Consider the following 20,918-nt stretch of genomic DNA (forward strand, 5'->3'; position numbering starts at 1 on the left):
AGAAGATATGGTAAATGTAGCAGTACTTGGATATGGAACAGTTGGATCTGGTGTGGTGGAGGTTATCCGCACAAACCAGGAGGTTATCAATCAGCGGGTGGGTGAAACACTGAATTTAAAATATGTGCTGGATTTACGGGATTTTCCCGGAGACCCGGTACAGGAGATCATTACCCATGATTTTGAAGAGATTGTTCAGGATAAAGAAGTAGATATTGTAGTGGAGGTTATGGGAGGAATCGAGCCGGCCTACACATTTGTGAAGCGTTCGCTGGAAGCAGGGAAGAGTGTGGCAACCTCCAATAAAGCTCTGGTGGCAAAACACGGCGCGGAGCTTTTAAAGATTGCGAAGGAGAAGAATGTGAATTTCTTGTTTGAGGCAAGCGTAGGTGGAGGAATTCCGATTCTGCGGCCGCTTCATTCTTCGCTTACCGGAGATGTGGTGGAAGAAATTACGGGGATTTTGAATGGGACCACCAATTATATGTTGACAAAGATGTTCTATGAAGGCGCTAATTATGATGAAGTCCTGAAAGAAGCCCAGGATAACGGGTATGCGGAACGCAATCCGGAAGCAGATGTAGAAGGTTACGATGCCTGCCGCAAAATTGCAATTCTTGCGTCTATCATTTCAGGAAAACAGGTGGATTTTGAAGATATTTATTGTGAGGGCATTACGAAGATCACGGCAGATGATATGAAATATGCGAAAGAGATGGGGATGACGATCAAGCTTCTTGCTACCTGTAAGCGGGAAGGAGATAAGATTTGTGCTATGGTTTCTCCGTGCCTGCTCCATAAGAGTCATCCGTTATTTAATATCGACGGAGTGTTCAATTCTATCTTTGTACATGGAAATATGCTGGGAGATGCGATGTTCTACGGAAGCGGGGCAGGAAAGCTGCCGACAGCAAGTGCGGTAGTAGGAGATATCGTGGAAGAGGCGAAGAATCCAGGTAGGAATTTAGGTGTTATGTGGAGTGAGGAGAAACTGGAGCTGGAAGGAAAAGAGGAATTGAAGAGACGCTTTTTTGTCCGGATGAAAGGTTCTCCGGAAGTTGTAAAAGGAAAGCTTGCGGCGGATTTCGGTGAGATTGAATTTGTGAACATCGAAGGTATGCAGGGTGAGTTTGGATTCGTTACGGCATTGATGCCGGAGGGCGAATATGAAAAGAAAGCGGTAGCTTATCAGAGTGAGATTATCAGCATGATAAGAGTGGAAAAGTAAGAATCGGCGGATGGAAAGAGGGCGGCAGTTATGAAGTATGTGATTGTTCTTAGTGATGGAATGGCAGGAAGACCGTTAGAAGAGCTTGGCGGCAAAACGACACTGGAGGCGGCGGCAACTCCGGTTATGGACCGGCTGGCGCAGAAGGCGGAAATCGGGATGGCGGCGATGGTTCCGGAAGGAATGGCGCCGGGAAGTGATACGGCGAATTTGTCTGTAATGGGTTATGATCCCAGGGAGTATTATACAGGGCGTTCTCCTCTGGAGGCTCTCAGTATAGGCGTGGATATGGCAGATTCGGATGTGTCTTTTCGCTGCAATATTGTGACGCTTTCGGAGGAAGAAGAACCGTATGAAGAAAAGATCATGCTGGATCACAGTTCTGATGAGATTCCGACAGAAGAAGCGGCAGTATTGGTAGATGCCCTGAAGGAAGGACTGGAGAGAGAAGGCTATTCCTTTTATGTAGGAACCAGCTACAGGCATCTTTTGATTCAGAAGAACGGGAAACTCATAGAGCTGACTCCGCCTCATGATATCTTGACGAAGCGAGTGGGAGAGTATCTGCCTCAGGATGAAGTGCTTAGAGATATGATGAAGAAGAGTTATGAGATATTAAATCATCATCCGATAAATGAAGAGCGCAGAAGGAGAGGGCTGAAGCCGGCGAATTCTGCCTGGTTCTGGGGAGCCGGCACAAGACCGTCCCTTGCACCTTTTGAAGAGAAGACCGGAAAGAAAGGCGTAATGATTTCTGCGGTAGATCTTTTGAAAGGAATTGCCGTAGGTGCCGGAATGGATCGGGTCATTGTGGAAGGAGCCAATGGAGGGTTGCATACCAATTACGCCGGTAAAGCGGACGCAGCGGTAGATGCCCTGCTGCATCAGGGTTATGATTTTGCATATGTCCATGTAGAGGCTCCGGATGAGATGGGGCATCAGGGAAGTGTGGCTGATAAGATTACTGCGATTGAACAAGTGGATGAAAAGGTAGTGGGAAGAATTGTGGAAGGACTTGATGAAGCGGGTGAAGATTACCGTATTATGGTGCTTCCGGATCATCCGACTCCCATTTGTGTGCGTACGCACACGAGCGAACCGATTCCTTACCTGATTTATGATAGTAGGCGGACGGTGGACGGCGTCCATACATATAGTGAAGTAAAGGCAGCAGAAAGCGAATGGAAGTGGCCGGAAGGATATCGGCTGATTGAGCATTTACTGGAGATTTAGGGAAAAGGATGAGAGACAAAAAACAGGAGGGCGTATGTTAGTAGTAAAGAAGTTCGGCGGCAGTTCTGTCGCTAATAAAGAACGTATCTTCAATGTTGCAAAAAGATGCATTGAAGATTATAAAGCGGGGCATGATGTGGTGGTGGTTCTCTCTGCCATGGGAGATACTACCGATGAACTGATTGAGCTTGCGCATAGTATTAATCCAAATGCCAAGAAAAGGGAGATGGATATGCTTATGACTACGGGAGAACAGGTGTCTGTTTCCCTGATGGCGATGGCAATGCATGCGCTGGATGTACCTGCCGTGTCATTGAATGCATTTCAGGCAGGAATGGTGTCCACCTCCAGTTATGGCAACGCCAGATTTAAAAGGATTGACACGAAGCGTATTCAGCACGAGCTGGATGCAAGAAAAATCGTTATTGTGACAGGATTCCAGGGAGTGAACAAGTACGATGATATCACAACTCTGGGAAGAGGCGGTTCGGATACAACGGCGGTTGCGCTGGCGGCGGTGCTCCATGCAGATAAATGTGAGATTTATACAGATGTGGATGGTGTTTACACTGCGGATCCCCGTGTAGTGAAGAATGCAAGGAAACTGGATGCCATTACTTATGATGAGATGCTGGAACTGGCAACGGTAGGAGCAAAGGTACTGCACGGCAGGTCTGTGGAGATGGCAAAGAAATATGGAGTGGAGCTGGTAGTACGGTCGAGTCTGAATCGTTCGGAGGGAACCGTTGTCAAGGAGAAGGTAAAGATGGAAAAAATGTTAATTACAGGCGTGGCAGCCGATAAAAATACAGCGAGGATTTCAGCGATAGGAGTAGAAGATAAACCGGGAACAGCGTTTAAAATCTTTAATACCATGTCAAAGAATCATATTAACGTAGATATTATTCTTCAGTCAGTAGGCAGAGAGGGGACGAAAGATATATCCTTTACTGTTTCAGAGGATGATTTGGAACCTGCCCTTCAGATTTTGGAAGAACATAAGGAAGCTCTGACAATCCAGCAGATTTCCTACAATAGGGATGTGGCGAAAATCTCTGTAGTCGGCGCGGGAATGATGAGTAATCCAGGCGTGGCAGCGAAAATGTTTGAATCTTTGTATAATTCCAGGATTAACATTAATATGATTTCGACCTCTGAAATCCGTATTACAGTCCTGGTTGATGAAAAGGATATTGACAAGGCGATGAATGCAGTCCATGAAGGCTTTGCACTGGCATTGACCGATTAATTATTTTGAATGTGAATCAAGAAAACCGGTAATGATACGTTTGTTGTCATCAGAAAGAGAGCGGAATTTTGTAATCAGCTCCGTCTCTTCTTCTTTGAGATAGAGCGTATTTCCGGTTTTGATGTCAAGTGCCATGTAATATGGCACTTTTTCTTCGGAAAAGCTTTGGACAGGATTGGAAAGGTTGCCATTTACCAGCTGTTCTAAAGTTACATGATAAAAGGAAGCAAGGCGCAGCAAAGAATCCAGATCAGGGGTACGCTTACTATTCTCATAGTTTGAGTACGCCTGTCTGGAGATGTTAAGCATATCACTTAAATCACCCTGGTTCAGATTGTTTGCATCCCTTAAAGCACGAAGGTTCTTCGCAAGCTGAATATTGGCCATTGCCATACCTCCATCTGTTATTACAGGTTTAGTATAGCAATTAACCAGAAAAATAGATAATTATGCGCCGAAAAGAAGCTAAGTGGCGGAATGCAACAAAATGTTGCTCAAGGTGCTGTTATGGTAGGCGGGCGAGAAGGTCACATCCTCTGCAAACCAGGAGGGGGGGACGAAGGTGTCTGCCGCCTCTACGGAAGGAAATTCTACTTCTGCTAAGACTAGGGGAGCAAGATCGCCGTGGAAAGTATCAAGTTCAATGAAGAGGTTGTCCGTGTAAGGAATGACCTGTCTTGTCTTTTTTATCAATCTTCCGTCAATCTTTGTTTTTAAGTGTTCATATGCATTGGCGGTGAGAGGAAGATTGTATTCTTCCCGAACCATGAGGCCTTTAGATTTGTAGGTCAGAATATAGTCCTCATTATCCTTGCGGATTCGTACCACCGGACCTGTGCAGAGGTATCCCTGTTCGATATGGTGGGTTTCTGTGACAGTTAAGTTTTCGGGGATGTGGTGAATCAGATATTTTCGTTCGATTTCCATGTATGGACTCCTTTCCGTCTGTAAAAAGTAATTATTAAATATTACCATTCACAGCACCCCACCCGCATGCGCATTCGTCGCATCTTCGATGCTCCAGTCCCGCTCCTTACGGAGCTAAGAATGCTTATGCGGGTGGGGTGACTGCTCCACAGACCGGATTTGAAATCCAATATATCTTCTTACGTGCAAGCACGACGAATCCATATTGAATTTCAAATCGGCTGTGAATGGTAATATTAAAATCATAATATAAAAAAAGTAAATTGTAAATGCATTGATTTTTTTGAGGTTGTTTGTTACTGTTTAAGAGAAGATATTTTTAGGAGGGTCAATAATGAGAAAAGTAGCGGTGTTATTAGCAGATGGATTTGAAGAGATAGAAGCATTGACTGTTGTGGATCTGCTGAGACGTTCCATGATATATGTGGATACAGTATCTATTACGGAGGAATATATGGTACACGGTGCACATGGGATCGGCGTGCAGACAGAAGATACATTTGAAGAAGTGAATTTTGCAGAATTTGATATGGTCATTCTTCCGGGAGGACAGCCCGGAACTACGAATTTAAGTGAACATGAGGGTGTGAAACGAGTCATACAGGCTTTCTGTGAAGAAGGAAAATATGTGGGAGCAATCTGCGCGGCACCGGGAATCCTGGGGAACATGGGGCTTCTGAAGGGAAAACGGGCAACCTGTTATCCGTCCGTGGAGGAGCAGCTTCAGGGAGCTGTAATTGTGAAAGCTCCGGTAGTACAGGACGGTAATATTATTACCAGCCGCGGAATGGGGACGGCGATTGATTTCGGATTGAAGCTGGTGGAAATCCTTTTTGATAAGGCGGAAGCTACTGCGCTTGCAGAGACAATCATATATTTGAAATAAATGCTGGCTATTTTGCAGGATTTGTGTTATACTCTCTTAATGAGTATTTATGTAGTCGACCTGTTCTTTAGACTACGAGAAGGCAGGATAGAAATAGGAGGAAGTTATTCATGAGTTTACAGGTAGAAAAACTGGAAAAAAACATGGCGAAGCTTACAATTGAGGTTTCGGCAGAAGAGTTGGAGAAGGCACTTCAAAGTGCATATCAGAAGCAGAAATCTAAAATTAGTATCCCGGGATTCCGTAAGGGAAAGGTTCCGCGTCAGATGATTGAGAAAATGTACGGCGCTGCTATTTTCTATGATGATGCAGTCAATGAATTGATTCCAAAGGCATATTCCGACGCATATGATGAATGTGAGCTGGATATTGTGTCTCAGCCGGAGATTAATGTTGTTCAGATTGAGAAGGGCAAACCATTTATTTTTACAGCAGAAGTTGCAACGAAGCCGGAGGTAACTCTTGGAGAGTACAAAGGGCTGAAAGTAGACAAGATTTCTACCCGTGTCACACAGAAGGAAGTAGATGCGAAGATTCAGGAAGAGGCAGAGAAGAATGCGCGGACGATTACCGTAGAAGATCGCCCGGTACAAGATGGCGATGAAGTAATCCTCGACTTTGAAGGTTTTGTAGACGGTGTTGCATTTGAAGGCGGAAAGGGAGAAAATTATCCGCTGACAATCGGATCCGGTGCCTTTATCCCAGGATTTGAGGAACAACTGGTAGGGGCAGAATCTGGAAAAGAAGTGGAAGTCAATGTAACCTTCCCAGAGGATTATCAGGCGGAAGACCTGAAGGGAAAAGCGGCAGTATTTAAATGTACCGTGCATGAGATTAAGGCAAAAGAGCTTCCGGAGATTGACGATGAATTTGCGGCGGAAGTATCAGAATTCGATACTTTAGAGGAATATAAGGCAGACGTTAAGGCGAAGATCAAAGAGCAGAAAGAGACAGAAGGAAAGACGAAGAAGGAAGATCAGGCTGTGGAGCAGGCTGTTGCCAATGCTACTATGGAAATTCCGGAGCCAATGATCAATACGCAGACCAGACAGATGGCAGATGATTTTGCTCAGAGAATGATGCAGCAGGGTCTTACTATGGAACAGTATTTCCAGTTTACCGGATTGACAGAAGAGAAGATGCTGGAAGATTTGCGCCCGCAGGCGCTGAAGCGCATTCAGACACGTTTGGTTCTGGAAGCAATTGCCCAGGCTGAGAATATTGAAATCAGTGATGAGAAGCTTGATGAAGAGATTGCCAAGATGGCAGAGGCCTACAATATGGAAGCTGATAAGCTGAAAGAGTACATGGGCGAAAATGAAAAGAAACAGATGAAAGAAGATATAGCAGTTCAGGAGGCAGTAACCTTCCTGGTAGAGAATGCAGAAGAGAAATAGTATTTGCTACCAGTGACAGACATCATAGTTAGGGGGTATTTACATGAGTCTGGTACCTTATGTCGTTGAACAGACGAGTCGTGGGGAGCGTTCCTACGATATTTATTCAAGATTATTAAAAGACAGAATTATTTTTCTTGGAGAAGAAGTGACGGATACAGCGGCAAGTATCATTGTTGCGCAGTTAATGTTCCTGGAAGCAGAGGATCCGGAGAAGGATATCCATCTGTACATTAACAGTCCGGGCGGCTCTGTGACTGCCGGACTTGCGATTTACGATACGATGCAGTATATCAAATGTGATGTAGCCACCTACTGTATTGGAATGGCGGCAAGCATGGGTTCTTTTCTTCTCTCAGGAGGGGCAAAAGGTAAGCGTTTCGCGCTGCCAAATGCAGAGATTATGATTCATCAGCCGTCAGGCGGCGCGCAGGGACAGGCAACTGAGATTCAGATTGCCGCAGAACATATTCTGAAGACGCGTCAGAAGCTGAATCAGATTCTGGCAGAGAATACAGGACAGCCGATTGAAGTTATTAGTGCAGATACAGACAGAGACAATTTCATGTCTGCAATAGAAGCAAAAGAGTACGGCTTGATAGATGAAGTAATCACGAACCGTAAATAAAAAACAGGACGGGTATACTGTAAACAGTCTGCCTGTCCTTAGTTTGTCTTAGTCAAAGCGGTGCTTTAAGCATGGAATGAAAGACGGCTGAAATGTTTAGAAACAGAGAGGTGAAAGTATGGCAGGAAGAAATGATGAGCAGATTAGGTGCTCTTTTTGTAATAAAACCCAGGCGCAGGTACGTAAGTTGATCGCGGGGCCCGGCGGAGTCTATATCTGTGATTCCTGTGTAGATGTTTGTGCAGAGATTATAGAAGAAGAATTTGAGTATGATAACAGGCGTACGAATCCATTTGATGAAATCAATCTGCTTAAGCCGGAAGAAATCAAGGCGTTCCTGGATGATTATGTAATCGGGCAGGAAGAAGCGAAGAAGGTACTGTCTGTTGCGGTATATAACCATTATAAAAGGATTATGGCAGAGAAGGATCTGGGGGTAGAGCTTAAAAAGAGCAATGTCCTGATGCTGGGTCCTACCGGCTGCGGTAAGACACTTCTGGCGCAGACGCTGGCAAAGATACTGAATGTACCGTTTGCCATTGCTGATGCAACGGCGCTTACGGAAGCGGGGTATGTAGGTGAAGATGTGGAAAATATCCTGCTGAAAGTTATTCAGGCGGCGGACGGCGATATTGAGCGGGCAGAATACGGAATTATTTATATTGATGAGATAGATAAAATTACAAGAAAATCAGAGAATCCGTCTATTACGAGAGATGTGTCGGGCGAAGGCGTTCAGCAGGCGCTCCTTAAGATTATTGAAGGCACGGTGGCAAGCGTACCGCCCCAGGGCGGGAGAAAGCATCCGCATCAGGAATTGATTCAGATTGATACGACAAATATTCTATTCATCTGCGGAGGTGCGTTTGAAGGACTGGACAAGATTATTGAGACCCGTCTGGATAAGAAATCGATAGGATTTAATGCAGAGATTGCCGAGAAGCATGAGGACGATACAGATAGGCTTTTGAAGCAGGTTCTGCCCCAGGATCTTGTGAAATTCGGATTAATTCCGGAGTTGGTAGGGCGTGTTCCGGTGACTGTTTCACTGGAGATGTTGGATAGAGATGCGTTGATTAGGATTCTGACGGAGCCAAAGAGCGCCATTGTGAAGCAATACCAGAAGATGCTGGAGCTGGACGGTGTTGATCTTATCTTTGACCAGGCTGCGCTTGAGGCAATTGCAGATACGTCCCTGAAGAGAAAAACCGGTGCGCGGGGGCTTCGTGCAATTATGGAAAATATTATGATGGATACCATGTATCATGCCCCGTCGGATGAGACGCTGGTTTCCTGCCGCATTACAGAAGATGTGGTGAAGGATAAGAGCGCACCAATTTATGAGCATGACCAGGAGAGAAGACCAGAGAGTGCATAAGACATAGGCGGACGCAGAAAAAGCAGCGTCCGCTTTATTATATAACAGGAGGAAATATGGAAAGAGAAGTAAGAAGCCTTCCCATGGTTGCCCTTCGGGGAATGACGGTTCTCCCGGAGATGGTGATACATTTTGATGTTAGCAGACAGGCTTCGATAGAAGCAATCAATGCAGCTATGCTGGAAGAAGGTCAGAAGATTTTTCTGACAGGACAGAAGGATTTTAATATCGAAGAGCCGGGAATCGGGGACGTTTTCCGGGTTGGGACAATAGCCGCTGTGAAGCAGGTGGTGAAGCTGCCGAAGAACATTTTGCGTGTCCTGGTTGCAGGAGAGAGGAGAGCGGGATTGAATGTGTTGGAATTTACGGATCCCTATCTGCGGGCGAATGTTACGGTTATAGAGGATGTTGATGATATCCGGGAGCAATTTGGTGAGAATGATGCAGATACGAATCTGGAAGCTATGGCAAGAGGCCTGAAGGAAATCTATACGGAATTTATGCTGAAAAACCCGAAATTTCCCAAAGATATGGTGAAACAGATTAACGAATATACGGATCTTAAGAAGGTCATAGATATGATTGCTGCAAATTGTCCGTTGAGCGATACGGATCAGCAGGAAATCCTGGAGGAAGCAAGTTTACTGAAACGGTATCATCTTCTTGCTTTTAAGATCGTGAATGAGATGCAGATTATGGATATAAAGGAAGATATCCAGAATAAGGTGAAAGAGCGTGTAGATAAACATCAAAGAGAATATATCCTGAGAGAACAGCTCAAATTAATCCGGGAAGAGCTGGGAGAAGATAATACGCTTACCGATGCGGAAGAGTTTCAGGAGGCGGCTGATAAGCTGGAAGCTCCGGAAGAAGTAAAGGAAAAACTTAACAAAGAAATCAAGCGGTTTAAAAGTTCTATGAATAGTCCGGCAGAGAGCGGCGTTATACGTACCTATATCGAGACGATGCTGGAGATGCCATGGGATAAGATGTCGGAAGATAATGAAGATATTGCCTATGCGAAACAAGTACTGGAAGAAGACCATTACGGACTTGAGAAAGTGAAGGAGCGTGTGCTGGAATTTCTGGCAGTGCGCACACTTACGAAAAAGGGAGACAGCCCAATCCTCTGTCTTGTGGGGCCGCCGGGAACCGGCAAAACATCTGTCGCCCGTTCATTGGCGAGGGCGTTGAACCGTTCTTATGTCAGAATTTCTCTCGGAGGAGTAAGGGATGAAGCAGAGATCCGAGGACATCGAAAGACCTATGTGGGGGCGATGCCGGGCAGGATTGCGAATGGACTGAAAAGCGCAGGAGTGAAGAATCCGTTGATGCTTCTGGATGAAATTGATAAGGTCAGTACAGATTATAAGGGAGACACTTTTTCCGCGCTTCTGGAAGTACTGGATAGTGAGCAGAACAAAAAGTTCCGGGATCATTATCTGGAGGTTCCGATAGATCTGTCTGAGGTACTGTTTGTGACAACAGCAAATACGCTTCAGACGATTCCGAAACCCCTTCTTGACCGTATGGAGATTATTGAGGTCAGCAGTTATACTGAGAATGAGAAGATTCATATTGCTATGGAGCATTTGATTCCAAAGCAGCTTGACAAGCATGGGCTGAAGCCGGGACAACTTACGATTAGTAAGGGAGCCGTGTGGAAGATGGCAAGGAATTATACCAAGGAAGCCGGTGTAAGGCAGTTGGAGCGTAAAATCGGGGATATATGCAGAAAAGCAGCCAGGGAAATTCTGGAGAATCAAAAAGAGAGAATTCGGGTGACGGAAAATAACCTGCATAAATATCTGGGGCAGGAATTATATACCTATCAGATGGCGAATCAGGTTGATGAGATTGGAATTGTCCGGGGACTTGCGTGGACCAGTGTGGGCGGTGATACTCTGCAGATTGAGGTTAATGTGATGCCGGGGAAGGGAGAAATCCTTTTGACCGGGCAGATGGGTGATGTGATGAAGGAATCGGCGAGAACAGGAATCAGTTATATTCGTTCCATAAGCAGGAATCACGGCATCGCGGATGATTTCTTTGAAGAACACGATATTCATATACATATTCCGGAGGGAGCGGTTCCCAAGGATGGCCCGTCTGCGGGAATTACCATGGCGACAGCAATGTTTTCCGCTGTTACAGAGCAGAAGGTGCGCGCTGATATTGCCATGACAGGTGAGATTACCCTGCGTGGGCGCGTGCTGCCCATCGGAGGGCTGAAGGAAAAGCTTCTTGCAGCGAAGAGCGCCGGGATACGGACGGTTCTGATTCCCGGAGAAAATGAAAAGGATGTCGGAGAATTGTCGGCCGAGATTACAAAGGGACTGCAGATTCTGCCTGTATCCCATATGAATGAAGTGCTTGAACAGGCGTTGGTAAAGGAAATTTAGATTTAAGAAGAATGAGGAAAATAGAATGATTATAAAGAATGTAAATCTGGAAACGGTGTGCGGAATTACGAGCAAACTTCCGGAAAATGATAAACCGGAGATTGCATTTGCCGGAAAATCCAATGTAGGCAAATCTTCCCTGATTAATGCGCTGATGAACCGGAAGTCTTATGCGAGAATATCGGCGACGCCGGGGAAGACCCAGACCATTAATTATTATAATATCAATGATGAGCTGTATCTGGTGGATCTTCCGGGATATGGATATGCAAAGGTTTCTGAGCAGGAAAAGGCACAGTGGGGACGGATGATTGAGAATTATCTCCATTCTTCCAGGCAACTGAAAGCAATTTTTCTGTTAATAGATATCCGGCACGAACCGTCGGCGAATGATAAGATGATGTATGAATGGGTAGTTGCCCAGGGATACAATCCGATTATTATTGCCACCAAATTGGATAAGCTGAAGAGAAGCCAGGTGGATAAGCATGTGAAAATGGTGAAGCAGGGATTAAATCTTATCCCGGGAACGATAGTGATTCCCTTTTCAGCAGAGACAAAGCAGGGGAGAGAGGAAATCTGGGAGCTGACAGAGACAGAATTTCTGGGAAAAGAGACAGAATAGGCGAAATGAGGTGACAGAGTATGCAGATGAATGTCAGGGAGCGGCTGCAGGATAACCGTCCGTATTGGAAGGTAATTGTCAGTCTGGCTTTCAGCCTGATCGGAACCATCTTATTTATCTATATTGGGATATGGGCGCTTTCTTTCTTCATGCCTTTTGTCATAGGGTGGTTTCTGGCATTTGTAGCAAGCCCGCTGGTGCTTTGGCTGGAGAAAAGACTGAAGATTGTAAAGAAGCTTAGCTCTGCCATCGTGGTAATCCTGGTTTTAGTAGGATGCGTGGCGCTAATTTATTTTGCGGGCAGTAAGTTGTGGAATGAAGTTTCCAGCTTGATTCGGAACTTCCCTGAGCTGTATCAGGATTTGGAAAAGGGACTTACAGAAATTAGTGGAAAAGGCAGCCAGTTTTTTAAACTCCTGCCGGAAGGTGTACAGAACGGTTTTCAGACAATGGCAGCGAATTTAGATAAGACGGCAGGAGATCTGATTGCCGGGATTAGCGAACCCACCGTGGAGGCTGCGGGAAACTTCGCGAAAGGAATTCCCTCTATTTTGGTTTCGACGATTGTAACCATTATTTCCGCATATTTTTTTATCTCAGACAGAGAGGCTGTACTGATTTGGGCGAAGAAAATTTCTCCTGAACCGATTGTTAAGAGAATGACGATGGTTATGGATAACCTGAAATATGCGGTAGGAGGGTACTTGAAAGCCCAGTTTAAGATTATGGGAGTGGTATTTTTGATTTTATTGTTAGGGTTTTCCGTGATGCGAATTCATTTCTCCATTCTTTTGGCGATGGGAATTGCTTTTTTGGATTTCCTGCCCTTTTTTGGAACAGGAACAGCCTTACTGCCCTGGGCTCTCTATAAATTACTTGTAGGTGACTATAGGACAATGGCAGGACTTATCATTATTTACGCGGTTACTCAGATTGTGCGTCAGATCATCCAGCCGAAGCTTGTGGGAGACAGCATGGGAATGAATCCTCTGTTTACGCTGGTGCTTTTGTATGTGGGATATAAAGCCGGAAGTGTATTGGGAATGATATTGGCAGTGCCGATTGGCATGATTATTGTAAATTTGTACAAAGCCGGGGCGTTTGATTATATTCTGGACGATGTAAAGATTCTTGCAGAGGGAGTGCTGAGCCTGCGGGTGAAGAAGTAACAGGAATTACCGTTAAAATTCCGATAAACAGGCGGCGCCAGCCATTCACCCTCATTCAGAGTTTTTTCAGGCAGAAGCGGTTATAGGTTTCTCTGGCTTCCTTATATTTTCTTCGGGTAATATGAATCATTTTCCCGTTGGACATGAGGAAAGAATCCTTTGTCAGTTTCACTACTTCATGCAGATTGATAATCATACCCTTGATAGGGGAGAAGAAATAGCCGTAAGGGAGCAGGAGGTCTTCCAACTCTGCCTGTGAGATACGCAGGGAGTACGAATCTTCTGTTTTGAAATAAAATGTAACTACATGATTGAAATAATTGGTATAGAGAATCTGGCGGAGCCGGACGGAATAACCATTCGGAAGAATCATTGTCTGGGATAGCTCCATACGCTTAAGGTTCAGCCGCCGGAACATTGCGGAGACATTTTCCTGTGTGAGAGGCTTGCGCAGGTAGTAGTCAGCGTTCACCTCATAGCTCTCGGAAGCGAATTCATTGCTGGCTGAACAGAAAATCAGATGTACAGTATCGTCAGACTGTCGGATCTTACGTGCAAGCTCTATTCCGCTTAGACCATTCATAAAAATATCCAGGATAATAACATCGTAGATTTCTGTCCGTTCCCGGCCAAGAAAAGACTCTCCGCTGGGGTAGGCATCTATTTTATAATCCGGGCAGCCAATGGAGGATAATTCTGTAAGGATCATTTCTGACAGTAGGGAAATCTGTGTGCTGTCGTCGTCAATTAAAGCAATTCTCATAGTATCCCTCTTTAAATCGTAATTCTAATGTCAATGCATGGAAGTTCTAATGTTCTTTATATGCTGACATTATTTAAATCATAGCATAAAACATAGCATTTGTCTTTTTTTATTTTTCTACCAATTAAGTTATTTTTTAACCAAAAAAGTCAGGAGGATGGAAGTAGAGGACAGAATATTTATATAATAAGTGTTGTAGTTTTATAACAGGGAGGAGATTGCGATGAAAAGAAAGAGAAAAATATTCCCACTTTTGTTATTTACAATGTTGATATTGGGAGCCGCCGGAGGAGCTGCTTTTGCCAACGGCGGAGGGATTGCGCCGGAAGCGCCGACCTATGAGGACTTAAGTAATGGTGATTCCAATCATACAGCTATTGCTGTTACGATTAAATGTGTAGAAGATCATACAGCATGTTATAGTACGGAATATAAATTATTTGAGAATACAAGCAGTAAAGTAGGATATAGTCTGGGTGAAGTGCAGTGGGATGTAGAGACAGAGCGCTGGTATTGTGATGTTACGATTATTCCAGATGATTATATTACAAGTTACAGTAAATCCAGCCGTGCAAAATATACCGCACATGAGCTTACAGAGAATGAAGAAAAAACAAAAGTGATTCGGTTCTGGTACATGGAAGAATATGCCGCTAAGGGTACGAATCCGTGGAGGACAGAGGATGGCTACAGCGGTACCGGAGGCAATCCGCCACAGCGCAAGGTAACATTTGAGGTGATACATACTGTGATTCCTCGTGCCATTACCTGTAAATTGGACAATGTTACTTCGGATACAATAAATCTGAGTGCGGATGTCAGCCAGAAAGCTGGCGATAATGAGGTGGTTTATTATGCTATGAGCACTACGCCAGACGCAGATCCATCTACATTAAGCTTCATCCCTTTTTCTGAGTTTACGGCGGAATGGGATGGAATTTTGCCTAACACAACTTACTATTTCTGGGCTAAAGTAAATCAGAGCAACAGCACAGGACTTGTGGAAGCCATCAGTGAACCGATTGCAGTTACCACGCTTTGTTCGCACACGGATGATGCATCCATATTGACGCATCACGGGAGAGTGGAGGCATCCTGTACGACGGCAGGAAGCACCGAATACTGGAGCTGTGAAGTATGTGGAAAGAACTTCGCAGATGCAGAAGGAAATACAGAAATAGATGCGGTGGATATGGTGATTCCGGCAATGGGACATGATTTTGGCGAGTGGGAGACGGCAGCCGCTCCAAGTTGTACCGGACAGGGCAGTGAACAGCGTACTTGCAGCAGGTGTGAATACAAGGAATATAGAGACATGGATCCTGTAGGGCATGACTGGGAGGATGACTTTACTGTTGACCAGGAGCCTGCATGTACGCAGGACGGCAGTAAATCAATCCATTGCAGCAGATGTGACGCCATAAAGGATAGTACAGTGATTCCGGCAACTGGACATAGTTATACGGCTTATGTAACTGAGACGGTTGCTACCTGTACGGAGAAGGGAACAGAGAAAGCTGTCTGTGATAATGGATGCGGAGAGACAGACGTCCGTGAACTGCCTGCTCTCGGCCATGAGTGGAGCGATCCGGAGTGGAAATGGGCAGAAGATTATAGTAGTGCTGTAATAAGTTTTACTTGTAAGAGAGACGAAGCGCATGTGGAAAATGTGGAAGCAAAAATCAGTAAGAACACAACAGCCGCTACTTGTACAGAAGCAGGCAGTATGAAGTATAGCGCAAGCGCTTCGTTTGAAGGAAAAGTATATACAGATGAAAAAACAGAAATAATTGCTGCAGTCGGACATCGTTTTAAATGGGTGATAGATAAAGAGGCTACTGCGACAGAAAAAGGTTCTAAGCACGAGGAGTGTGAAGTGTGCGGCAACAAGAAGGATGCGGTTGAGATTCCGGCAACAGGTACGGTCACGACAAATTCCAATGGGAATAATTCTGCGACAGGTACTGTGAGCAATACAAGTAGTAGTTCCGGCAGTCCGAAAACCGGAGATGACAGCTATATGATCTTGTGGATCGTGTCTATGGGAATGGCGCTGATTGTTTTGGCAGGAACGGTGATTTACAGACGAAGGGTAAGATAGTGAAAGAAAGGAATTTGCGGCAAGAGTAGTCTGTTGTAAAAGGAGTTTGTTCAGGGAGAGATGTGACTCGGATGAGTTACACCTCTCTTTGTGTTTTTAAGGACTTTCTTCACTCTTTTATTTTGGCTGTATTGGTGTTATAATGTAGAAAAATGTCTGCAGTCAGACAAAGGAAAGGATACATAAAATGTTTTCAATGAAACAGACAGCTGTATATTTTAAAAAGATAGCAAGAATTGCAATCCGGGAGAAAGCCTGGAAGTTTGTTGTGTTTGCGGTGATTATTGCAGCACTCGTAGCATCTGTTGTGGGGGAGAATATGTTTACTACATATGAGAGTACAAAATCAGGCTTTTTTACGATTGTATCTGCCTGTATCTGGATAGGTATTTTTAATTCCGTCCAGTCTATTTGTAAAGAACATGAGATTATCCGTTCTGAGTACAGGCAGGGGATGCGGTTATCTTCTTATATCTTTGCGAATGTGGGCTGGCAATTTTTGCTGTGCCTGATCCAGAGCTGTGTGATTTTTGGTGTGTGTCTGGTATTCATTGATTTTAATACAGAAGGGATTATTACAAGTGCTTATGTTGAGTATTTTATTACCATATTCTTGTTGACATTTGGATCGGCAATTATGGGAATCATGCTGTCATCCATAGCGGGAAACCCGACGACGGCGATGACAATCATGCCATTTGTACTGATTTTACAGTTGATTATGAGTGGCGTGCTGTTTGAATTAAGCGGAATGAGCAAGAAGATTGCCTATATTACTTTTAGTAAATGGGGAATGTCTGCATTTGGCAGTATAGCCGACTTGAACAATGCAAAGTATCCGCTAAAGATCAGTGCGGCATACCCGATGGTGGAACGTCTGGAGACAGAAGCCTGTTATGACTGTGTGGCGGAAAATCTGTTTACGGCATGGGGATGGTGTGTTGGCCTTCTGATTTGCTGTATCGGAATTAGTATACTGAGTCTGAAGATTAAAAACAGAGATTCATAGAGTGAGGCGAGGGTGAGAGTACATGGTGGATGAAAACAGGACATTTATTTACAGGGCGCCGGAGAAACAGGGGCGGTCGGCGTCTTTGATTATTCTGGATGCGGGAAATAAGCCGACGGTTATTTCACTTCAGGGGAATATGACCCTGGGCAGAGTGTATGAAAAGTCATCCTGTGATATTTGTGTCCATTCCAGGATCACGGGAAGACGGCATGGAGAATTTGTCTATGAAGAGAGGACAGGAGATTATTATTATATTGACAATAATAGCATGAACGGTACTTATGTAAATGGGAGGAAGCTTCTGCCTTATGATGCACGAGGCTCTGCTCCGCATAAACTTGAGGAAGGAGATATACTCCGAATTGACAAGAGCCGACTTGACGACCCGCATCCGGAAGCTGTTCTTATGATTTTCACATACAGTTATGTGAAAGGATCCAGATGGACTTCCTGTCCCGTGGGTGTTAGCGGAAGTATTTCGATCGGAAGGGATGAAAGAAATACCCTTGTTTTGGATGATATGATGGTTTCGCGCAGACATGCGGTAATCTGGCAGAATGGGCAGCAGTGGTGGATTGAAGATATGCAGAGCCAGAATGGAGTGCGCCTCAATGGCCGGGAAGTGCATGGGCGAGAGAGGCTGCGTAATCATGACGTATTATTTATCGGAAATACACTTATGATTTTCTGGTTTCAGACGATAATATATAATTGTTTTGGAGAGCCGGAAGGAAGGCTGTCTGTGAATATCAAAAAGAAAGATGTTAATTTTGGCAGGAAGATATTGATTCGGGATATTCATTTTGAAGCGGAAAGCACAGATTTTGTATTAATCCTTGGTGGGTCAGGAGCCGGGAAGACGACACTGATTAATGCAATATTAGGTGAGAAAAAGGCAGATGGAGAGATATTGCTGGACGGCCAGGATTTGTACAAAAATTTTAAAAGCATGAAGACGAAGATTGGCCTGGTTCCGCAGTTTTTGAATCTCAGACTGAGCGATAAGGTTCGGGAGACGCTTATGGATGTGGCTGAGATAAAACTGAATAAGAATGATTATTCTAAAGAGGATAAGAAAAAGAGAGTACAGGAGACGATGGAAAAGGTCGGCGTTCAGAAGCTGGAGAACCATCTGATTAGCCAGTTGAGCGGAGGGCAGAAGAAGAAAGTATCCGTTGCCGCCCAGTTGATAGGATTCCAGAAAGTCTTTATATGTGATGAGCCAGACTCTGGCCTGGATGCGGCCTCCAGGATGCAGCAGATGGAGATTTTGAAGGAGATTGCAGATAATGGGAAAATTGTTATGGTTATTTCTCATGAGCCGGATGACGCTGTTGACAGCCAGACTGGAAAGAGCCTTTTTACAAAGGTGCTCGTGATAGCAAAGAGTACCAATGACCAGAGCGGTCATATGGCATTTTACGGAGACGTAGAAGAGGCAAAACATTTCTTCGGAGTAAGCCGGCTGCAGGACATTATGCTGGAGATTAATCCGCCTTACGAAGGAGGAAAAGGAAAAGCAGATTACTATATTCAGAAATACAGGAATAGAGTACACGGATAAGGGAGATAGCAAGGATGAAAAAATATTGTTTGAATTGTATGAGAGAGGTTACATCCGGAACATTTTGTGCGGATTGTGTGAATCTGAATATTCGGGAGACGGCGCCCCATCAACTGAAGCCGGGGACTATCCTGAAAGAGAAATATCTGGTCGGGACGGCCATAGGCGAGGGCGGATTCGGAATTACTTACATAGGAAGGGATCTTGTGCTTGATAAAAAAGTGGCAATTAAAGAATTTTATCCACTTGGCCATATTAATAGGAATAGTGAGACGTCTTCTCATCTAACCATTGCGACGGAAGAACAGAGAGATATGGTAAGGAAAGGGATAGACAGATTCCTGGATGAGGCGAGAAATATAGCACAGTTCTCAGAAGAACCGGGAATTGTGGATGTGAAAGATTTTTTTGAGGAAAATGATACTGCATATATTATAATGGAATATCTGGAGGGAAGGACGCTGGCTTCCCACATAAAGGAATTCGGTGCTATGAGCGCAGAGAAGGTATTTGAATTGATGATCCCGATTATGGGAGCGCTTGCCAAAATCCATAAATTAGGCGTAATCCACCGTGATATCAGCCCGGATAATATTATGTATCTGAATACAGGCGTGCTGAAGTTGATGGATTTCGGGGCGGCGCGGCATTATATGGAAAGAGACCGGGAGCTTACAAGTACGATTAAGAGAGGCTATGCTCCGGTGGAACAATATACAAGAAATAGTGAGCAGGGACCGTGGACGGATGTGTACGGGTTATGCGCAACTATGTATAAGTGTATTACCGGAGTGACCCCTGCGGATGCATTGGAACGGATGTCCCATGATGACATCAGACGTCCTTCCACATTTGGAGTGAGGATTACGAAGTCGTTGGAAGATGCGCTTATGTATGGGCTTGCCCTGCATGCAGAAAACCGCTGCAGGAGTATGGAAGAGCTTTTGAATCTTGTCCAAAATGGAATGAGAGAGATGCAGGAAGCGGAAGCAGATGAAGACTATACGGTATATGCTGACCGGACAGTTTATACGGAACAAGGGAGAACTACAGGTCCCGGTGGCTATACGGAGCAGGGAGGATACACAGGCTCCGGCAGTTATACGGAGCAGAGAGGATACACAGGTCCCGGTGGTTATACGGAGCAGAAAGGATACACAGGTCCCGGCGGTTATACAGGGCAGGATTGGTATACAGATCAGAGGTTTGCATCGAATATTCCGGAAGATGACAGCAGGAACCAGAAGAATAACAATACGGGCAGAAAAAAATTCCTGATACTGGCTATAGCAGGAGGGCTGGCGATTCTTGCCGCTGCATTTTTCCTTATATGGGGCATCGCTTTTCATGATGATGAAGAAAAAATAGAGACTATTGGCGATTATTATGTAACAGGCTGCAAGGAAGTTATGAAGGTTCGCGAAACAGAAGATAAAGACAGTAAAGTCGTAGCGAAGCTTGACAATGGCGAAAAAGTAGCTTTGATGGAAAAGAGCGAGGGAAATTACTGGAAGGTATATATAGAAGCAGAAGAAATCATCGGTTATATTGACTATCATTATTTAACCAATAAAGAGGATGCGGTAACCGATCCGGTTACGAGATATGTCCAGGTAGAAGAAGGAAACAGACTGTCTATATTAAATACGCCGGATGCGGATGGCGCGGCGATTGGAATGGCTGAGCGGGGAGACGAAGTGACTGTGCTTGCGAAGCCGAATGATACCTATGCCTATATTTATAATTCAGAAAAAAGAGCTTATGGATATGTAGAGCGAAGTAAACTGAGCGAAGAAGAGCCTGAGGAGAAGGCGAAGGAAGAAGAGACGGAAGCAAAACAGGAGGATACGCAGCCTGCGCAGGCACAGACACAGCCTGCCGGAGATATCTTAGGTGCGGGCAGTCCGCCTTCCACTTATCAGGGAATCTACTATGTAAATGTAGCGAGCGGATATCTGGCGCTGCGCAATGCGAAAGCCTATGATGTGTCAAACGAAATCGGAAAGATGTATAATGGAGATTATGTACAGGCAATCCGGACGAATGAGCAGTATTGGTATGTATATAGTCCAAGTCTGGGGGCTTACGGCTATACAAACAGCAGCTATTTGACTTCGTCTGCCACAAGCAGTCCGCAGGTATCTTCCGGCAGCAATGTATATTATGCCAGTGTGTCCAGCGGGTATCTGGCGCTACGCAATGCGATGGCCTATGATGTTACCAATGAGATTGGCAAGATTGCAAATGGACAGGAAGTAGATGTTGTGGATTCGTCTACGGGAACATACTGGTATGTGTATGTACCGGCGCTGAACCAGTACGGGTATGTGAATAGCAACTACCTGAGGAGATAGAG

General features: G+C 44.8%; 17 protein-coding genes. 14 read left to right on the top strand and 3 right to left on the bottom strand.

Annotation, left to right across the window (positions count from 1 at the left end; genetic code table 11):
- The first annotated feature begins 7 nt into the window (after positions 1-7).
- The 3 genes from OCV99_RS01430 to OCV99_RS01440 are packed head-to-tail and all read left to right on the top strand — an operon-like array spanning position 8 to position 3,710.
- The gene (locus OCV99_RS01430) at positions 8-1,228 is read left to right on the top strand and encodes a homoserine dehydrogenase (RefSeq protein ID WP_158367445.1); all 1,221 of its coding nucleotides are present in this window, start codon (positions 8-10) and stop codon (positions 1,226-1,228) included.
- A 30-nt stretch (positions 1,229-1,258) separates the two neighbouring features.
- A complete protein-coding gene (locus tag OCV99_RS01435; RefSeq protein ID WP_158367447.1) occupies positions 1,259-2,461 on the top strand; it encodes a cofactor-independent phosphoglycerate mutase in 1,203 nt (400 codons plus the stop codon).
- A gap of 34 nt (positions 2,462-2,495) precedes the next feature.
- Entirely contained in the window at positions 2,496-3,710 is a 1,215-nt protein-coding gene (locus tag OCV99_RS01440; RefSeq protein WP_158367449.1) for an aspartate kinase, read from the top strand.
- On the opposite strand, the gene OCV99_RS01445 is transcribed toward OCV99_RS01440, so the two are convergent.
- Positions 3,711-4,097 (bottom strand): helix-turn-helix domain-containing protein, encoded by a 387-nt coding sequence (locus OCV99_RS01445; RefSeq protein ID WP_158367451.1) that lies wholly within the window; start codon positions 4,095-4,097, stop codon positions 3,711-3,713. It abuts the gene before it with no gap.
- A 78-nt stretch (positions 4,098-4,175) separates the two neighbouring features.
- Positions 4,176-4,637: a CYTH domain-containing protein gene (locus OCV99_RS01450; protein ID WP_158367453.1), complete on the bottom strand. Its 462-nt coding sequence runs from the start codon at positions 4,635-4,637 to the stop codon at positions 4,176-4,178.
- 334 nt (positions 4,638-4,971) lie between these two features.
- Here OCV99_RS01450 and OCV99_RS01455 point away from each other — a divergent pair, with 334 nt between their 5' ends.
- The 7 genes from OCV99_RS01455 (at position 4,972) to ytvI (ending at position 13,122) form a co-directional block, all read left to right on the top strand.
- Positions 4,972-5,523 (top strand): DJ-1 family glyoxalase III, encoded by a 552-nt coding sequence (locus OCV99_RS01455; protein WP_158367455.1) that lies wholly within the window; start codon positions 4,972-4,974, stop codon positions 5,521-5,523.
- Between the two features lie 110 nt (positions 5,524-5,633).
- On the top strand, positions 5,634-6,920 hold the full coding sequence (gene tig / locus OCV99_RS01460) for a trigger factor (RefSeq protein WP_158367457.1): 1,287 nt from the start codon (positions 5,634-5,636) through the stop codon (positions 6,918-6,920).
- 43 nt (positions 6,921-6,963) lie between these two features.
- Positions 6,964-7,548 (top strand): ATP-dependent Clp endopeptidase proteolytic subunit ClpP, encoded by a 585-nt coding sequence (gene clpP, locus OCV99_RS01465; RefSeq protein WP_158367459.1) that lies wholly within the window; start codon positions 6,964-6,966, stop codon positions 7,546-7,548.
- Positions 7,549-7,666: 118 nt separating this feature from the next.
- The gene (gene clpX / locus OCV99_RS01470) at positions 7,667-8,926 is read left to right on the top strand and encodes an ATP-dependent Clp protease ATP-binding subunit ClpX (protein ID WP_158367461.1); all 1,260 of its coding nucleotides are present in this window, start codon (positions 7,667-7,669) and stop codon (positions 8,924-8,926) included.
- A 56-nt stretch (positions 8,927-8,982) separates the two neighbouring features.
- Entirely contained in the window at positions 8,983-11,328 is a 2,346-nt protein-coding gene (gene lon, locus OCV99_RS01475) for an endopeptidase La (protein ID WP_158367463.1), read from the top strand.
- A 25-nt stretch (positions 11,329-11,353) separates the two neighbouring features.
- Entirely contained in the window at positions 11,354-11,953 is a 600-nt protein-coding gene (gene yihA, locus OCV99_RS01480) for a ribosome biogenesis GTP-binding protein YihA/YsxC (protein ID WP_158367465.1), read from the top strand.
- Positions 11,954-11,973: 20 nt separating this feature from the next.
- The gene (gene ytvI, locus OCV99_RS01485; RefSeq protein WP_158367467.1) at positions 11,974-13,122 is read left to right on the top strand and encodes a sporulation integral membrane protein YtvI; all 1,149 of its coding nucleotides are present in this window, start codon (positions 11,974-11,976) and stop codon (positions 13,120-13,122) included.
- A gap of 55 nt (positions 13,123-13,177) precedes the next feature.
- Here the strand turns inward: ytvI and OCV99_RS01490 are convergent, their stop codons facing one another.
- Positions 13,178-13,885 carry a LytR/AlgR family response regulator transcription factor gene (locus OCV99_RS01490; RefSeq protein ID WP_158367469.1) on the bottom strand — a complete coding sequence of 236 codons (708 nt, stop codon included), beginning with the start codon at positions 13,883-13,885 and terminating at the stop codon, positions 13,178-13,180.
- Between the two features lie 223 nt (positions 13,886-14,108).
- On the opposite strand from OCV99_RS01490, the gene OCV99_RS01495 reads away from it, so the two are divergent.
- From OCV99_RS01495 to OCV99_RS01510, 4 genes are all read left to right on the top strand, one after another.
- Entirely contained in the window at positions 14,109-15,986 is a 1,878-nt protein-coding gene (locus OCV99_RS01495) for an LPXTG cell wall anchor domain-containing protein (protein WP_158367471.1), read from the top strand.
- A gap of 187 nt (positions 15,987-16,173) precedes the next feature.
- The gene (locus OCV99_RS01500) at positions 16,174-16,995 is read left to right on the top strand and encodes an ABC transporter permease (RefSeq protein WP_158367473.1); all 822 of its coding nucleotides are present in this window, start codon (positions 16,174-16,176) and stop codon (positions 16,993-16,995) included.
- A 22-nt stretch (positions 16,996-17,017) separates the two neighbouring features.
- Positions 17,018-18,562, top strand: a complete 1,545-nt coding sequence (locus OCV99_RS01505) for an FHA domain-containing protein (protein WP_158367475.1) — start codon at positions 17,018-17,020, stop codon at positions 18,560-18,562.
- Between the two features lie 14 nt (positions 18,563-18,576).
- Positions 18,577-20,916, top strand: a complete 2,340-nt coding sequence (locus OCV99_RS01510; protein WP_158367477.1) for a serine/threonine protein kinase — start codon at positions 18,577-18,579, stop codon at positions 20,914-20,916.
- Positions 20,917-20,918: the final 2 nt, after the last annotated feature.

It is taken from the genome of Dorea acetigenes (assembly GCF_025567385.1).
GTDB classification, from domain to species: Bacteria; Bacillota; Clostridia; order Lachnospirales; family Lachnospiraceae; genus Claveliimonas; species Claveliimonas acetigenes.

Bases quoted from the DNA above. Each gene is read 5' to 3' on its own strand.
- clpX (WP_158367461.1), top strand. From the start codon at position 7,667: ATGGCAGGAAGAAATGATGAGCAGATTAGGTGCTCTTTTTGTAATAAA.
- OCV99_RS01440 (WP_158367449.1), top strand. From the start codon at position 2,496: ATGTTAGTAGTAAAGAAGTTCGGCGGCAGTTCTGTCGCTAATAAAGAA.
- OCV99_RS01450 (WP_158367453.1), bottom strand. From the start codon at position 4,637: ATGGAAATCGAACGAAAATATCTGATTCACCACATCCCCGAAAACTTA.
- OCV99_RS01435 (WP_158367447.1), top strand. From the start codon at position 1,259: ATGAAGTATGTGATTGTTCTTAGTGATGGAATGGCAGGAAGACCGTTA.
- OCV99_RS01430 (WP_158367445.1), top strand. From the start codon at position 8: ATGGTAAATGTAGCAGTACTTGGATATGGAACAGTTGGATCTGGTGTG.
- OCV99_RS01455 (WP_158367455.1), top strand. From the start codon at position 4,972: ATGAGAAAAGTAGCGGTGTTATTAGCAGATGGATTTGAAGAGATAGAA.
- OCV99_RS01505 (WP_158367475.1), top strand. From the start codon at position 17,018: ATGGTGGATGAAAACAGGACATTTATTTACAGGGCGCCGGAGAAACAG.
- OCV99_RS01510 (WP_158367477.1), top strand. From the start codon at position 18,577: ATGAAAAAATATTGTTTGAATTGTATGAGAGAGGTTACATCCGGAACA.
- clpP (WP_158367459.1), top strand. From the start codon at position 6,964: ATGAGTCTGGTACCTTATGTCGTTGAACAGACGAGTCGTGGGGAGCGT.
- tig (WP_158367457.1), top strand. From the start codon at position 5,634: ATGAGTTTACAGGTAGAAAAACTGGAAAAAAACATGGCGAAGCTTACA.
- OCV99_RS01490 (WP_158367469.1), bottom strand. From the start codon at position 13,885: ATGAGAATTGCTTTAATTGACGACGACAGCACACAGATTTCCCTACTG.
- OCV99_RS01495 (WP_158367471.1), top strand. From the start codon at position 14,109: ATGAAAAGAAAGAGAAAAATATTCCCACTTTTGTTATTTACAATGTTG.
- ytvI (WP_158367467.1), top strand. From the start codon at position 11,974: ATGCAGATGAATGTCAGGGAGCGGCTGCAGGATAACCGTCCGTATTGG.
- yihA (WP_158367465.1), top strand. From the start codon at position 11,354: ATGATTATAAAGAATGTAAATCTGGAAACGGTGTGCGGAATTACGAGC.
- OCV99_RS01500 (WP_158367473.1), top strand. From the start codon at position 16,174: ATGTTTTCAATGAAACAGACAGCTGTATATTTTAAAAAGATAGCAAGA.
- lon (WP_158367463.1), top strand. From the start codon at position 8,983: ATGGAAAGAGAAGTAAGAAGCCTTCCCATGGTTGCCCTTCGGGGAATG.
- OCV99_RS01445 (WP_158367451.1), bottom strand. From the start codon at position 4,097: ATGGCCAATATTCAGCTTGCGAAGAACCTTCGTGCTTTAAGGGATGCA.